Below are 14,407 nucleotides of genomic sequence, written 5' to 3'. Positions count from 1 at the left end.
TCCTGCTCAGAAGGCCACGCGCAGCGAAATGTCTGCCGTGCGCGGCGCGCCCAGGTAGGCCATGGTGCTGGTCAGGCTGGCGGCGTAGACGCGGTCCGTGGCATTGCGCAGCCGTGCAACCACGGTCATGCGCGGGTCGATGCGGTAGCTCAGGCCCAGGTCCAGCAGGGTGTAGGCGGGCCAGGACAGCGTGTTGGCCGCATCGGCATAGATGCCTCCCACGCGGCGCAGCCCGGCGTTGACCTCCAGCGCCGGCGTGATGCGGTAGCTGGTCCAGAGGTTGAGCACGCTGGCGGGCGTGTTCGTGGGTCGCTTGCCCGCCAGGGACACGCCGCCTTGCTGGTAGTTGTCATAGCGCGCGTCCACATGGCTCCAGTTGCCCTGGATGGACCATCGCGGCGTGGGCGCCAGGCCCATGGACAGCTCCACCCCGCGCGAGGACTGCTGGCCCACCAGCACCGTGCGCGTGCTGTCCTGCGGGTCCTGGGTGGAGATGTTGCGGCGCGTGATGCGATAGACCGCCAGCGCCGCCGTTCCCTTGCCCTGCCAGAACGACAGCTTGCTGCCCGCCTCCACCTGGCGGCCCGTGGTCAGCCCGGTGTTGTTGATGGCATCGGCAAACGAGGCGCCCATCAGCATGCCCGACGGCGGATCGGCCGCCGTGGAGAACTGTGCGTAGAGATTGGCCTCGGGCGTGGCATCCCAGACCAGGCCCACGCGCCCGGTCGTCGGGCTATAGCTGCGGCTGTAGCTGGCGGGCAGCGCGGGCGTCACATCGCGCCGGTTGGTCAGGTCCACCTCGATGCGTTCATGGCGCAGCGCCGTCAGCAAGTGCAGGGCAGGAGTGAGGGCCGTGCGGTTTTCCAGGTAGAGCGCGGTGGTGGTGACCTTGTTGTCGCGGTCGGGCCTGAAGCCGGGCGCCATGCCGGGAATGTCGTAGAAGTTCTCTGTCGTGAAATCGTAGGGATTGACCGTGCTCACCGTGCCCGACAGGCTGTTCGGAAAGCGCGTCTGCCGGTTCACGCTCACATCCAGCCCAAAAGCCCATTCGCTGCGCCGGCCGGCCAGCTCGCCCAGGTAGCTGCCTTCGATGCGGTCACCCACCATGCGCTGGTCATGGCGCTGGAGCAGCGCCGCCGAGCGCACCACCGCGGTGTTGTCGGGCGTGAAGCGGTAGGTCTCCACGTTGCGGTAGTCGCGCAGCGCGTCATAGGCGTAGAAGGTGTTGCTCAGCTTGAGCCGGTCGCTGGCCCGCCATTCGGTGATGGAGCGCAGCCACTGCACGCGCTGGGCGTACAGGCCGTCGGCGCTGTTGTAGTTCTTGCCGAGGGTCGCCTCGTCAATGCGCGCCTGGCCGCGCAGCGGGTTGAGCAGCGGCGTGCCCCAGTAGGGGCGGTCCACGCGCTCATGCTGGGCCTCGTAGGCCAGGGTATGCGTCAGGCCGCCACCCAGGTCGGACAGCAGCGAGGTCGCCAGCTGCGTGGAGCGCGACTGCGTGCCGCCCACCCAGCTGCCGGCGTCGCGGTGGTTGAGGTCCAGGCGCAGGTAATGGGTGGTGCCCTGGCTGTCAGTGGCATCGCCCAGGCGGCGGTTCAGCCCGACGGAGGCTTCCTTCAGCCCGTAGCTGCCCAGGCGCAGCTGGCCTTCGGTGAAGCTGTCGCGCTGGGCCAGCTTGGTGATGTAGTTCAGCGTGCCGCCCACGCCGCCTGCGCCATAGAGAAAGCCGGAGGCGCCGCCCACGGCCTCCACCCGGTCGTAAATCCAGCTGTCCACGGGCCGGGCCGCAATGGAGTACTGCAGGTTGATGCCGTTGAACAGCTGGCTGACCGACCCCGTGCCGAAGCCCCGGTAGCTGATGCCGATGTTGCCGGGCGGGCTGTAGGCCGTGACGCCCGGAATGGAGCGCAGGATCTCCTGCGTGTCCTGGGCGCCACGCGCCTCGATGGCTGCGCGGTCCACGATGTGCACCGAGGCCGGCGTCTCGCGCGCCGTCAGGCCCAGGCGGCTGGCCGTGCCCACGGTCTTGTTCAGCGGCAGCAGGCCGTTGGCGTCGGCCGTGGCCTGGTCAGAGACCTCGACGGGAGCCAGCGGGATATCGGCCTGTGCCTGCGCTTGCGCTTGCACGCCAGGCGTCCAGGCCGTGCCCAGCGCGCAGCACAGCGCTACGGCCAGGGGATGGGGGCGAAAAAGGGTTTCAGGCAGGCGCAGCGGCGCTGCCATCGCGGGGAAGGGGAGGGAATTCACGAACTGACTCCGGGTCTTGCGCCGCGCATGCGGCGCAGGCGGGCCGGGCGCGCATCAGCAGGCCCGGCGGCGATTCAAGAGAACACGGCAGTCAGCGGAGGAGGGCCGCGCGCCGGCAGCGGCGCGCGTGTGACGGAGGCAATGTGCGCCGCCACCAGCGGCAGCAGCGCGTGGGCCAGCGGCTGCTGGTGGGGCACGGCCATCTGCGGCAGGGCCGGCGGCGGTGCGCCAGCGGGCAGGCACATGGGGCAGTCAAGCTGGTGGTGGCCCATGCCCGGGGCTGCGCTGTCGCCCAGCGCCACCAGCTTGACGTCGCCGCTGGCCGTGCAGACCAGCTCGAAACCCTGGGGATGGACCAGGGGCGAAGCCACGGCAACGCCCAGCGTCACGGCAAACCAGGCCAATATCAGCCGGGTGAGCCAGAACGAGGAGCGAAGCGCTTGCATGGGCCGTGATTATGGCTTGGCGGGCGCGGGCGTGAACAGGCTGCCGCCCAGCTTGACGCCGGCCTTCAGGCCGCGCTTGGCGAACCAGCCCTGGTTCATCTCCAGCACATAGCGCACGGGCTTGGCCGAGCAGTGCGAGTCCTCGGTCATGGGCTTCATGTCTGCCAGGTTCACGATGGTGCCGTCATCGGCCACGAAGGCGGCGGTCAGCGGCAGCAGGGTGTTGCGCATCCAGAAGCACTGCACGGCGGGCACCTCGAAGACGAAGATCATGCCCTCCTGCTGGGGCATTTCCTGGCGGAACATCAGGCCGATGGCGCGCTCGCGGTCCGAGGCGGCCACCTGTGCGTCGATGCGGTGGATTCCGGCCGTCAACTCCACGCGGCGCAGGTTCATCTGGGGGCTGCCCTGGGGCTGTGCGCCTGCCGATACGGCGGCGCCGGCCAGGCAGGCGGCCATGAGCAACCGCTGCAGCGCGCGGCGGGAAAGGGATGTGTGGAGGGGTGTCGAAGGCTTCGTCATCTTGCACATTCTGTCGCAGGGGGCGCGTGGCCGGACGCAAAAATCGGCCTGGCCGGGCCATCATGGCCGGGCGGGCGGCAAAAAGCCCGCAGTGCATTGCTGACTTGCGGGCTTTTTTTGAGGGGATGCCAGCGGGCATCCCGGCGCCTGGATCAGGCCACGGCCTTGTGTGCCTTCTTGGTGGAACGCTTGGCGTGCTTCTTGCCGGAATGCTTGCCGCTCTTGGCGACCTTGGCCTTCTTGGCTGTGTGAGCGGGAGCAGCTGCGGAAGCGGCCGTGGGAGCCGACATCGGCGTTTCGGGTGCTGCGGCGGCCTGTGCAAAGGCGCCTGCGGCAAACGAACCGGCGACCAGGACAGCGAGGAGTTTTTTCATATATGCCATTTCCTAGAAAAGCGGTAGAAGCCAAGTTGAACCAGACAGCGGTGCGAAATTGTTGATGCACCGCAGATGCTCAACGCACTGACTGTATCGCCGTTGACAGGAAGGCGGCCCGATTGTCGTTAGAATTTTCTGCACCAAATTTGTGCCCATTCCGGGCATTCACTCTTGCCTCGTGCACCAGCCAACGGAGACCCGTCCCCATGAACCGCTTCCAGCACATCCAGGTGCCGGCCGAGGGCCAGAAGATCACTGTCAACGCCGACATGTCGTTGAACGTGCCAGACCAGCCCATCATTCCTTTCATCGAAGGCGACGGCACCGGCGTGGACATCACGCCCGTGATGATCAAGGTGGTGGATGCCGCCGTGGCCAGGGCCTATGGCGGCAAGCGCAAGATCCAGTGGATGGAGGTCTTCGCGGGCGAGAAATCCACGCGCATCTACGGCCCCGATGTCTGGCTGCCCGAGGAAACCATGCAGGCCCTGCGCGAGTACGTGGTCTCCATCAAGGGCCCGCTGACCACGCCCGTGGGCGGCGGCATCCGCTCGCTGAACGTGGCGCTGCGCCAGGAGCTGGACCTCTACGTCTGCCTGCGCCCCGTGCAGTATTTCAAGGGCGTGCCTTCGCCGTTGAAGGAGCCCGAGAAGACCAACATGGTCATCTTCCGCGAGAACTCCGAGGACATCTATGCTGGCATCGAGTACGAGGCCCGCAGCGACAACGCCAAGAAGCTCATCGACTTCCTGGTCAAGGAAATGGGCGTCAAGAAGATCCGCTTCCCCGAGACCTCGGGCATCGGCGTCAAGCCCGTGTCCATCGAGGGCACGGAGCGCCTGGTGCGCAAGGCCATCCAGTACGCCATCGACAATGACAAGCCCAGCGTGACCCTGGTCCACAAGGGCAACATCATGAAGTTCACCGAAGGGGGCTTCCGCGACTGGGGCTACGCGCTGGCCGCGCGCGAGTTCGGCGCCCAGCCCATCGACGGCGGACCCTGGCTCAAGTTCAAGAACCCGCGCACGGGCCGCGACATCGTCATCAAGGACTCGATTGCCGACGCCTTCCTGCAGCAGATCCTGCTGCGCCCGGCCGAGTACTCGGTGGTGGCCACGCTCAACCTCAACGGCGACTACATCTCGGACGCGCTGGCGGCCCAGGTCGGCGGCATCGGCATTGCGCCCGGCGCCAACATGTCCGACTCCGTGGCCTGCTTCGAGGCCACGCACGGCACGGCCCCCAAGTACGCGGGCAAGGACTATGTGAACCCGGGCTCCGAAATCCTCTCGGCCGAGATGATGCTGCGCCACATGGGCTGGCGCGAGGCGGCCGATCTGGTCATCAGCGCGCTGGAAAAGGCCATCCAGAGCAAGCAGGTGACCTACGACTTCGCCCGCCTGATGGACGGCGCCACCCAGGTGTCATGCTCCGGCTTTGGTGAGGTGATGATCTCCAAGATGGATTGACGGGCGCCCGCGCTCCATGAAAAAACCGCGCCAGGGCGCGGTTTTTCTTTGACGGGCGTTGACGGGTCAGCTCTTGGGTAGCGCACAGCCATCGGGCCCGCAGTCCTCGCCTTGGGGCGCGGTCTGCTCGCCGGCGGTGATGGCCGCCACCTGCTGCACCCACTCGCCCAGCTGCGTTGCCCAGCCCTGTGCATCTCCCAGCCAGGGACCGATGTCGATGCGCTGGATGGCGCGCTGGCCCGGCTGCTCGGCCTCGGGGTGGTCGAACTCCAGCGCGAAGGTCGGGAAACCCTGGCCCTGTGCCAGGTTCAGCCATTCGCGCGCCTGGGTGATATGCGCCTGGGTGGCAGCGCCGGACAAGCGCTGGAAGGCCTGGGCAAAGGCCTCGCCGTCCAGTCCCAGGTCACGGGCCAGTTCCTGCAGCACGGCGGGGTCGCTGATGCGGCGGCCTTCCACGTAGTGGGCCTGCTGCTGGCGCGCCAGCATGTCCAGGCCCCGGCCCGCCAGTTCCTCCGCGGCCAGCAGGGCCGTGGTGGGCGGCTCGGAGTCCAGCACGGCGCCCAGGTCGTTGAGCAGGCCGTCGAAGTAGGCAGGGCCGAACGGCTGGCCCGTCATCTCGGCAATGCGCTGGTCGTGCGGCATCACATGGCCGCGCCAGTCGGCCGTGATGGTGCGGGTGTGGGCGCCCGTGAGCATGCCGCCGCCATGCCATTGCAGCGTGACGCCGGGCACGCTGCGCGCGGCCTTGACCAGGGGCGCGGCGGCATAGCACCAGCCGCACAGCGGGTCAAAGATGTAGTGAAGGACAAAGGGCGGCTGCGCGGTCGTGGTCATGGCAGGAGCGGGCTGTGATGAAGGCGCCCACTGTAGCGGCTATTGGCTTGCCCGTGACGGGGCAGGGCCGCAGGCAGAATGGGCGACTGCCGCCGTGCAGCCACCGTGCTGCCATCGTCGATCCCGTCTGCATTGCCATGCGCCTCAAGTCCACGCCGCCTCCGTCCGATCCGTCCGACCCGTCCGCTTCCTCTGCACCGGCCGCCGAGCCCAGTGTCCAGTCCGTCGCCCGGCGCGGCATGCTGGGTTTTCTGCTGTTCTGGCTCCTGGTCATGGGCGTGCTGTACTGGGCCATGCAGATGTACCTGAAGCCGGCCGGCGTCAAGGTCCAGGCCGATGGCACGGTGGCCATTGCGCGTGACCGCGACGGGCATTTCCGCGTGGAAGGGGCCGTCAACGGGCAGCCCGTGCTGTTCCTGGTGGACACGGGCGCCAGCATGGTCGGCGTGACCGAGCCGCTGGCCGAGCGCGCAGGCCTGGACGGCGGCGAGCCGGTTCGCTTTCGCACCGCCAATGGCGAGCGCGACGGCCGCATGGTGGTGGCCGATCAGGTGCGCGTGGCCTCCCTGGTGGTCAGCGGCCTGCGCGTGGGTACGGGCTATACGGGCAGCACGGACAGGGATGCGCTGCTGGGCCAGAACTTCCTGCGCCAGTTCGATGTGGAAATACGCGGCGACCGCATGCTGATCCATCCGCGCGGCAGCGGGTCTTCGCCCAAGCAGTAAGCAACCAACTAACTAACTAAGTAAGTAAGGGAGAGGGACATGACAAACAACGGCTTTCGCACCGACAGGCGCAGATGGCTGCAGACGGGCGCAGGCCTGGCGGCGCTGGGCTGCACGGCCTGCGCCAGCGTGGGGCAGGGCGGTGCCTTTTCCACCGGCACCGGCACTGGCACCGGCCTGGCCGAGGACCTGGGCGAACGCCTGGACCAGGGCGTGCAGAGCGGAGAACTGGCGAACCTGCACGCCGTCGTCGTGATGCGCCACGGCCGGCTGGCGCTGGAGCGCTATTTCGAGGGTGAGGACGAACGCTGGGGCGAGCCGCTGGGCAAGGTGGCCTTCAACGCCGACTCCCTGCACGATGTGCGCTCGGTCAGCAAGAGCATCGTCGGCCTGCTGTACGGCATGGCCTTGGCCGAGGGCAAGGTGCCCGCGCTGGACACGCCCCTTGTCCAGGCTTTTCCCGCCTACGGCGATCTGGCGGCCGATGGGCGCCGGCGCGCCATCCTCATCTCCCATGCCCTGGGCATGACCATGGGCCTGCAATGGGACGAGGACCTTCCGTATTCCGACCCGCGCAACAGCGAAATCGCCATGGAGCGCAGCAGCGACCGCTACCGCTACGTGCTGGAGCAGCCCGTCGTCGCCCCGCCCGGCGAACGCTGGTGCTACAGCGGCGGGGCGACGGCACTGCTGGGCCATCTGATCGCGCAGGGCAGCGGCATGCCGCTGCTGGACTATGCGCGGCACAAGCTGTTTGCTCCGCTGGGCATCGACAAGGCCGAGTGGACGCCTGGCACCAACGGCGAGGCGGCCGCCGCCTCCGGCCTGCGCCTGCGGGCGCGGGACCTGGCCCGCATCGGCCAACTGGTGCTGCAGCAGGGCGAATGGCAAGGCCGGGCGCTGGTGGCCCGGCATTGGATTGTGCAATCCATGCAGCCGCGCGTGGACGCCTGGCCCGGCCTGCGCTACGGCCACCACTGGTACGTGGGGCAGACCCGCGCCGGCCTGGCGTACTACATGGCCATCGGCCTGGGCGGGCAGCGGCTGGTGGTCGTGCCCCAGCATTCGCTGGTGTATGCCGTCTTCATGGGCAACTACGACAGCCCCCAGCAGGTGCAGCGCGTGGCGGCCGTGCAGGGCCTGGTCGCCGCTGCCTTGCGTTGACTGCCTTGCCCTGACAGCCGTGCGCGGGCACGGCCGGCGTGCGAGAATCCCCGCTTCCAAGGTCGGCCGCATGCCCGGCTCGCGCAAGCAGGGCGCGAAGCGGGGCGGGCCGGTGCGTGTCGAGGCTCGATCCACTTTCCTGGTTCCGGTGCCGGCCCATGAGCCCCAGAGGCCATGGCGCCGGTTGTTTCTGCCTCCCGCATGATCGCCAGATCACCGTTTGCCCGTGTCCCACCGCCAGCCCATCCGCATCGCCGACCGCCACCAGTTCGACACCCTGATCGACGCCCGTTCGCCTGCCGAATTCGCACAGGACCACATTCCCGGTGCCATCAACTGCCCCGTGCTCGACAACGAGGAGCGCGCCCGGATCGGCACCATCTACAAGCAGGTCAGCCCCTTCGAGGCCAAGCGCCTGGGCGCGGCCATGGTCTCGGCCAACCTGGCGCGCCATCTGCAGGAAACCTTCGCCGACAAACCGGCCAACTGGAAGCCGCTGGTCTACTGCTGGCGCGGTGGCCTGCGCAGTGGTTCCATGGTCACCTGGCTGCGCCTGGTCGGCTGGGATGCCCAGCAACTGGCCAACGGCTACAAGTCCTATCGCGGCCATGTGATCGAGCTGATCGACCGCCTGGTGCCCCAGCTGCGCCTGCAGGTGCTGTGCGGCGCCACCGGCAGCGCCAAGACCCGCGTGCTGCATGCCCTGGCCGAGGCCGGCGAACAGGTGCTGGACCTGGAGGGCTATGCCAGCCACAAGGGCTCCTTGCTGGGCAACCTGCCCGGCGTGGAGCAGCCCAGCCAGAAATACTTCGAGACGCTGCTGGCCCAGCAGCTGGAGAGTTTCGACACCGCACGCACCGTGTACGTGGAAGGCGAGAGCGCCAAGATCGGCCGCGTGTCCCTGCCGCTGGTGCTGGTCGAGCACATGCGCCAGTCGCCCGTGATTGCGCTCGATGCCACGCCCGAGGCACGCCTGGCCTACCTGCTGCGCGACTACGCCTACCTGGGCGACGATCCGCAGATGCTGGCCGACAAGCTGGGCTGGCTCAAGGAGCTGCAGGGCAAGGAGACCATCTCGCGCTGGCAGGCCTGGGCGCATGAGCGCAGCCTCTCGCCGCTTTTCTCCGAGCTCATGGCCCAGCACTACGACCCGCACTACGAGCGCTCGCAGGAGCGGCATTTCACGCAGTGGCGCACGCGCCGCAGGGTGCAGGCCGACGACCTCAGCGAGGCCGGCATCACCGCGCTGGCGCGCCAGATACTGGCGCTGGATGGGGCATCGGCCGCATGAAGCAGCCGCGTGAATCAGGCGTTTGAATCAGCAGTGTGAGTCGGCCAGCACCGGATACAGCGACAGCAGCAGCAGGGCCGCCATGCACCAGTTGAAGCGGCGCAGTGCCTGCGGCGAGCGCAGCGCGCGCCCCACGGCGCTGCCGAACAGCGTCCAGACGCTGACGCTGGGATAGTTCACGATGCCCAGCACCAGGGCGGCCAGCACCAGGTTGATGAAGAAATCCTCGCGCGGCGTGTAGGTGGCAATCACGCCGATGGCCATGATCCAGGCCTTGGGGTTGACCCACTGGAACGCCGCCGCCTGCCAGAACCCGAAGGGCCGGGCACCCGCGTTGCCGCCGTCGATGCCGCCGCTGCCCGCGATCTTCCAGGCCAGCCAGACCAGATAGGCCGCGCCCAGGTACTTGAGCGCGGTGTAGATCACCGGCAGGCGCTCGAAAACCGCGCCCAGGCCCGCGCCCACCAGCAGCACCATGACCACCACGCCCACGGTGATGCCCAGCATGTGGGGCACCGTGCGGCGGTAGCCGAAGGTGGCGCCCGAGGCCGTCAACATCACATTGTTGGGGCCGGGCGTGACGGAGCTGACGAAGGAGAACATGGCCAGTGGCAGCAGGAACGAGGTGTGGGCGGTATCGAAGGGCATGGTGGCAACAGGCATGACAGGGAATCCGGCGCCCTGTCTGCGCATGCCGCAGGCCGCGGCGCCGTCAGGCCATGCTAATGGCAGTGTTCGGTACAGTAGCAGTACACTTTGCCAGAACAATTTGCCAACTGGCCTGCCCACATGACCCTGACACTTGATCCCGCAGCCACGCCGAAGCAAGCGCAGGCACAGCAGACACCGCAGACATCGAGTGCATCCTCCGCTACGGCTTTCCAGGCCGCTGCGCCCTGGCGTCCGCTGCGCTCCTCCGATCTCTCGCTGGTCGAGCAGCTCGTGGACCACTACGGCAGCCTCATCCGCCACCATGGCCTGCGCGCGGGCTCGCGGCTGCCCTCGGTGCGCGCGCTGGCGCAGCAGGCCGGCGTCAGCCGCGATACCGTGGTCCAGGCCTACGACCGGCTGGCCGCCCAGGGCCTGGTGCATTCGCGGCGCGGCTCGGGCGTCTTCGTCAGCGCCCGGCGCGCGGCCCAGGCCGTGCCGCGCGCCAGCCAGGGTCTGCCCACGCTGGAGCAGGGCGCCGCCTTCGATACCGCCTTTCTGTTGCGCAGCATGTTCCGCGAAGGCACGGAGCATTCGGGCGACGCCGGCATGCTGCCGCCGGAATGGCTGGACCAGGAGATGCTGGCCTCGGCCCTGCGCGCCGTCGGCCGCAGCACGGGCACCAGCCTGCTGACCTATGGCGTGCCCCAGGGCTATCTGCCGCTGCGCCAGCAGATCGCCTCGGTGCTGCAGGCCCAGGACGTGCCAGCCCACCCCGAGGCCCACCTGATGACCGTGGCCGGTGTCACGCAGGGGCTGGACCTCATCGTGCGCAGCCTGGTGCGCCCTGGCGATACCGTGCTGGTGGAAGACCCCGGCTGGTTTCTCATCTTCGGCCGGCTCAACGCCCTGGGGGTGAACGTGGTCGGCGTGCCCCGCCTGCCCGGCGGCCCCGACGTGGAGGCGCTGGAGCGGCTGGCCCGCCAGCACCAGCCCCGGCTTTTCATCCTGAACACGGCCGTGCACAACCCCACGGGCCAGACCCTGTCGGCCGGCGTGGCCCATGAGGTGCTGCGCATTGCCGAGCGCCACGACTTCTACCTGGCCGAGGACGACACCTACTCCGACTTCCTGCCCGGCGTGCCCGTGCGCCTGGCCGCCATGGACCGGCTGCAGCGCGTGCTCCTGGTGGGCGGCTACTCCAAGACCCTGGCCGGCAGCCTGCGCGTGGGCTATGTCGCGGCACACACCGACCTGATACGGCGGTTGACCGACCTCAAGCTGCTGGGCGGCCTGACCACGGCGCTGCCGGGCGAGCAGGTGGTGCACCGCGTGCTGGCCGATGGCCAGTACCGCAAGCATGTGGACCGCCTGCGCGAGCGCGTGGACCGCGCGCGCAACCGCTGCCTGCGCATGCTCGAAGCCCTGGACTGCCGGGCCCCGCACGAACCGCAGGCCGGCATGTTCGCCTGGGTGGACTGCGGCGTGGACTCGGAGGTGCTGGCCCGCCATGCCGCGCCGCAGGGCCTGCTGCTGGCGCCGGGCCTGCTGTTTTCGCCCAGGCAGGCCGCGGGCAGCATGCTGCGCATTCCCGTGCCCATGGTGGAGCAGCCCCAGACCTGGAAGATCCTTGGCCACCTGCTGGCGCAGCACCGGGGCGGCGGTGGATGAGTGGACGGTGCAGCAACACTGCCTGACGGGAGGTTGACGCTGCCGGCGCCAGGGCGTGTAAGACAGGGCATCGGGCCTCGGCGCCCCGGTAGGGCGCTGCTATCGTTCCGGGATGACTATTGAGCTTGTCTTGCCAGGGGAGGCCGGCCGCAGAGCCGGGGTGAATGACAGCCGGCCCCGACCGGGAGGCGGTGCGGCGCGCCGCCTGGCGCCCGTGCTGGCGCTGCTGCTGACGGCGGGCTGCGCCGACACGCCCGCGCCGCGCGGCAAGGTGGAGGGCGCCTCGTTCGAGCCTAGCGAAATCGTGCAGTCCGACAGCAACCGCATGGCCACGCTGGCCATGAAGGAGAACCTGGACAGCCTGATGCGCATCATGGACAAGCTCTACCTGCGTAACCCCGCCGAGTGGAAGAAAACCGCCGAAAGCCGCGAGGCCGCATCCGCCTACGTGCGCATCGCCATCACCGAGCGCCAGCCCTGGGCCGACCTGCACGGTGCCCAGGACGTGGCCGCGCTCTCGCTGGCGCTGCAGCCCGACTTCAAGGGCGACCGCGTGGCCGCCTTCGTCCATGCGCTGGCCGACACCATCATCACGGCCCACGGCGGGCGCACCAGCTTCACCCTGGTCCATGGGCTGGACCCGCAGCTGATCTACAACGCCGCGCGCAACGTGGAAGTGGCCAACTGGATACTCAACTCACGGCGCAATGCCGCAGGCGGGCCGCTGCTGCTGTCCAACCACCTGGGCGACGACGCGCGCAACCTGAGCTTCGAGCGCGAGATGGGCAAGGTCATCGGCCGGCTGGACCTGATCGCCAACTACACCACCGAGCGCTACAGGCGCTCCTTCATCGGCTACGGGCAGGGACTGGTGGCGGGACCCTTCATGCAGTTCCTGCCCGTGCGCTGAGGCGGCAGGCGTCAGGACTCGTCACACAGAACGATGGTAACCAGAGCGGAGGTGTCTTCGATGGCGCGTACCGCATGCGCCATGTTGGCCGGCAGGTGCATCAGCTGGCCGGCCTGCAGGGACTGGCGGCTTTCGCCGAGCATCACCTCCAGCTCGCCTTCCAGGCAATGCAGGCTGACGCTGCCAGGCACCTTGTGCGGCGGCAGCGACTGGCTGGCGCGCAGCACCACGCGGATGACCTCCATGTCCTGGGACTTGAACAGGGCACAGGTCCGGGCACCCGCCAGCCGCGCACCAAACGGCAGGACATCGATGGCTTGAGCGGTCAGTGCAAAGGGGGTGGCCATGGCGGACCTCCAGGCGTTGGCGGGCAATACTGCCATTGTCCTCCGAAGCACCGCAATCCATCAACCGCAGCTGTGTGACAGCAGGGGCTTGTGCAGGGTCTCAGCCCGGCACGCTGGCCTCCACCAGCAGGGTCAGCAACTGCAGCGACTCCTGCCAGCCCAGGTGACAGGCCTCGGCGGGAATGACGGCGGGCACGCCTTCCTGGGTCACATCCATTTCAGTGCCGCAGAACACCTCGCGCAGCGTGATGGTGGTGATCATCTCGCCAGGCAGTTGCGGGTCGTCGAAGCGGTCGGTATGGCGTACCAGCCGGCCGGGCTCCAGGTCCAGGAACTCCCCGCCGAAGCCGCTGCGCCCGCCCGTGGACAGATTGACGAAGGCCATGCGGTAGCGCCCGCCGACCCGGGCGTCGAACTCGGGCACCTCGCAGATGTAGCCGTGGGGCGGCAGCCATTTGGCCAGGGCAGCGGCCGTGGTGAAGGCCTTGTACACGCGCTGCGGCGGCGCCTTGAGGACGCGGTGCAGCCGGATGGTGTGGACGGTGTGTGACATGCGGAACTCCTTGGCGTGGTGTCGTGCAGGGCTGCCAGCCTCGCACCGATGCAGTCCTTGCGCAAGAGGCGGCACATGGAGCCTGATGCAGGATTCAATGATTCATAAATCGAATCCTTGCTTGGTTTTAAAGAATTGGACTTGAATCATTGACGCCCGCACCATGGCGGCGAGCGCTGGATACACAGCGCCGCCTTCCATAGGAAACAGGAGACAAGCAAATGAAGCATTCCCCGTTGCGCAGGGCCCTGGCCCTTGGCGCTCTCAGTGCCATGGCCGTCGTTGCAGCGCCCGCTGCGCAGGCCCAGGGCAGCTATCCCTCCAACCCCATCACCCTGGTCGTGCCGTTCGCGGCCGGCAGTGGAACCGATGCCGTGGCGCGCGTGGTGGCTACCCGGCTGGGCGAGCGGCTCAAGCAGCCCGTGATCGTGGACAACAAGGCCGGCGCCAATGCCCAGATTGCCGCCAACCATGTGGCCAAGGCCAAGCCGGACGGCTACACGCTGTTCATGACCACCAACACCTCGCACTCGGCCAACCCCTGGCTGGTCAAGGGCCTGAAGTACGACCCGGTAAAAGACTTCACGCCCGTGGCGCGCGTGGGCGAGCTGCCGTTTGCGCTGCTGGTCCACCCCTCCGTTCCTGCCAAGACCGTGCAGGAACTCATCGACTACGCCAAGGCGAATCCCGACCGCCTGTCCTACGGCACGCCCAACAGCACCTCGCTGGTGGCCTCGGAAACCTTCAAGTACGTCACGCACGCCCAGATCACCTCGGTGCCCTACAAGTCCAGCCCGCAGGCGTTGACCGACCTCATGGGCAACCAGATCCAGGTCTACGTGGCCGACCTGGGCTCGGCCTGGGGCACGATCAAGACCGACCGCGTGCGAACCCTGGCCGTGACGGCGGCCAAGGGTTCCACCCTGCTGCCCAATGTGCCGGCCATCGACAAGACGCTGCCGGGCTTCGACATTACGTCGTGGAACGGCATCTTCGGCCCGGCCGGGATGCCGGCCGAGATCACCGAGCGGCTGAACACCGAGCTGCAGGCCATCCTCAAGGACAAGGCCGTGCAGGAGCAATTGGCCCAGGTCGGCTTCGAGGTCTGGCCCACGGCCACGCCTGCCGAGTTCGCCACCTATGTGAAGGACCAGATGGCCCGCTGGGGGCAACTGGTCAAGCAGGCGGGCATCGAGGCGCAGTGAA

The 14,407-nt window shown here is 68.2% G+C and carries 15 protein-coding genes; 7 read left to right on the top strand and 8 right to left on the bottom strand.

Features of this window, described 5'->3' with window-relative positions; genetic code table 11:
• Positions 1–6 precede the first annotated feature (6 nt).
• From ACRSCF_RS15235 to ACRSCF_RS15220, 4 genes are all read right to left on the bottom strand, one after another.
• Positions 7–2,220, bottom strand: a complete 2,214-nt coding sequence (locus tag ACRSCF_RS15235; RefSeq protein WP_034367388.1) for a TonB-dependent receptor — start codon at positions 2,218–2,220, stop codon at positions 7–9.
• 98 nt (positions 2,221–2,318) lie between these two features.
• Positions 2,319–2,690: a DUF2946 family protein gene (locus ACRSCF_RS15230; RefSeq protein ID WP_013802509.1), complete on the bottom strand. Its 372-nt coding sequence runs from the start codon at positions 2,688–2,690 to the stop codon at positions 2,319–2,321.
• A 9-nt stretch (positions 2,691–2,699) separates the two neighbouring features.
• A complete protein-coding gene (locus tag ACRSCF_RS15225) occupies positions 2,700–3,149 on the bottom strand; it encodes a DUF192 domain-containing protein (protein WP_126312310.1) in 450 nt (149 codons plus the stop codon).
• Between the two features lie 215 nt (positions 3,150–3,364).
• Positions 3,365–3,586 (bottom strand): hypothetical protein, encoded by a 222-nt coding sequence (locus ACRSCF_RS15220; protein ID WP_016445972.1) that lies wholly within the window; start codon positions 3,584–3,586, stop codon positions 3,365–3,367.
• Between the two features lie 209 nt (positions 3,587–3,795).
• On the opposite strand from ACRSCF_RS15220, the gene icd reads away from it, so the two are divergent.
• The gene (gene icd, locus ACRSCF_RS15215) at positions 3,796–5,058 is read left to right on the top strand and encodes an NADP-dependent isocitrate dehydrogenase (RefSeq protein WP_012205489.1); all 1,263 of its coding nucleotides are present in this window, start codon (positions 3,796–3,798) and stop codon (positions 5,056–5,058) included.
• Positions 5,059–5,124: 66 nt separating this feature from the next.
• Here icd and ACRSCF_RS15210 read toward each other — a convergent pair whose 3' ends face one another.
• Positions 5,125–5,892, bottom strand: coding sequence for a DsbA family protein (locus ACRSCF_RS15210; RefSeq protein WP_016445973.1), 768 nt, complete (start codon positions 5,890–5,892; stop codon positions 5,125–5,127).
• Between the two features lie 17 nt (positions 5,893–5,909).
• Between ACRSCF_RS15210 and ACRSCF_RS15205 the strand changes: the two genes are divergently transcribed.
• The 3 genes from ACRSCF_RS15205 (at position 5,910) to mnmH (ending at position 9,072) form a co-directional block, all read left to right on the top strand.
• A complete protein-coding gene (locus ACRSCF_RS15205) occupies positions 5,910–6,617 on the top strand; it encodes a retropepsin-like aspartic protease family protein (protein ID WP_074922219.1) in 708 nt (235 codons plus the stop codon).
• Between the two features lie 39 nt (positions 6,618–6,656).
• A complete protein-coding gene (locus ACRSCF_RS15200) occupies positions 6,657–7,781 on the top strand; it encodes a serine hydrolase domain-containing protein (RefSeq protein ID WP_034367391.1) in 1,125 nt (374 codons plus the stop codon).
• A 226-nt stretch (positions 7,782–8,007) separates the two neighbouring features.
• On the top strand, positions 8,008–9,072 hold the full coding sequence (gene mnmH / locus ACRSCF_RS15195) for a tRNA 2-selenouridine(34) synthase MnmH (protein WP_034367412.1): 1,065 nt from the start codon (positions 8,008–8,010) through the stop codon (positions 9,070–9,072).
• Positions 9,073–9,099: 27 nt separating this feature from the next.
• Here the strand turns inward: mnmH and ACRSCF_RS15190 are convergent, their stop codons facing one another.
• Positions 9,100–9,735 carry a LysE family translocator gene (locus ACRSCF_RS15190; protein WP_034367414.1) on the bottom strand — a complete coding sequence of 212 codons (636 nt, stop codon included), beginning with the start codon at positions 9,733–9,735 and terminating at the stop codon, positions 9,100–9,102.
• Between the two features lie 126 nt (positions 9,736–9,861).
• Between ACRSCF_RS15190 and ACRSCF_RS15185 the strand changes: the two genes are divergently transcribed.
• Together ACRSCF_RS15185 and ACRSCF_RS15180 are read left to right on the top strand one after the other, a co-directional pair.
• Complete coding sequence (locus ACRSCF_RS15185; RefSeq protein ID WP_016445978.1) at positions 9,862–11,391, top strand: PLP-dependent aminotransferase family protein; 1,530 nt, start codon at positions 9,862–9,864, stop codon at positions 11,389–11,391.
• A 112-nt stretch (positions 11,392–11,503) separates the two neighbouring features.
• Positions 11,504–12,301, top strand: coding sequence for a hypothetical protein (locus tag ACRSCF_RS15180; protein ID WP_411165106.1), 798 nt, complete (start codon positions 11,504–11,506; stop codon positions 12,299–12,301).
• An 11-nt stretch (positions 12,302–12,312) separates the two neighbouring features.
• Here ACRSCF_RS15180 and ACRSCF_RS15175 read toward each other — a convergent pair whose 3' ends face one another.
• Complete coding sequence (locus ACRSCF_RS15175) at positions 12,313–12,648, bottom strand: cupin domain-containing protein (RefSeq protein ID WP_016445980.1); 336 nt, start codon at positions 12,646–12,648, stop codon at positions 12,313–12,315.
• A 100-nt stretch (positions 12,649–12,748) separates the two neighbouring features.
• Complete coding sequence (locus ACRSCF_RS15170; RefSeq protein ID WP_034367400.1) at positions 12,749–13,201, bottom strand: SRPBCC family protein; 453 nt, start codon at positions 13,199–13,201, stop codon at positions 12,749–12,751.
• Between the two features lie 221 nt (positions 13,202–13,422).
• On the opposite strand from ACRSCF_RS15170, the gene ACRSCF_RS15165 reads away from it, so the two are divergent.
• On the top strand, positions 13,423–14,406 hold the full coding sequence (locus ACRSCF_RS15165) for a Bug family tripartite tricarboxylate transporter substrate binding protein (RefSeq protein ID WP_034367403.1): 984 nt from the start codon (positions 13,423–13,425) through the stop codon (positions 14,404–14,406).
• Position 14,407 lies beyond the last annotated feature (1 nt).

The sequence above is a fragment of the Delftia sp. 11MD genome (genome assembly GCF_050907895.1).
Lineage (GTDB): Bacteria > Pseudomonadota > Gammaproteobacteria > Burkholderiales > Burkholderiaceae_C > Comamonas > Comamonas tsuruhatensis.
The sequence above is the reverse complement of the archived record's forward strand: the minus strand, read 5'-3'. Positions and strand labels throughout refer to the sequence as shown.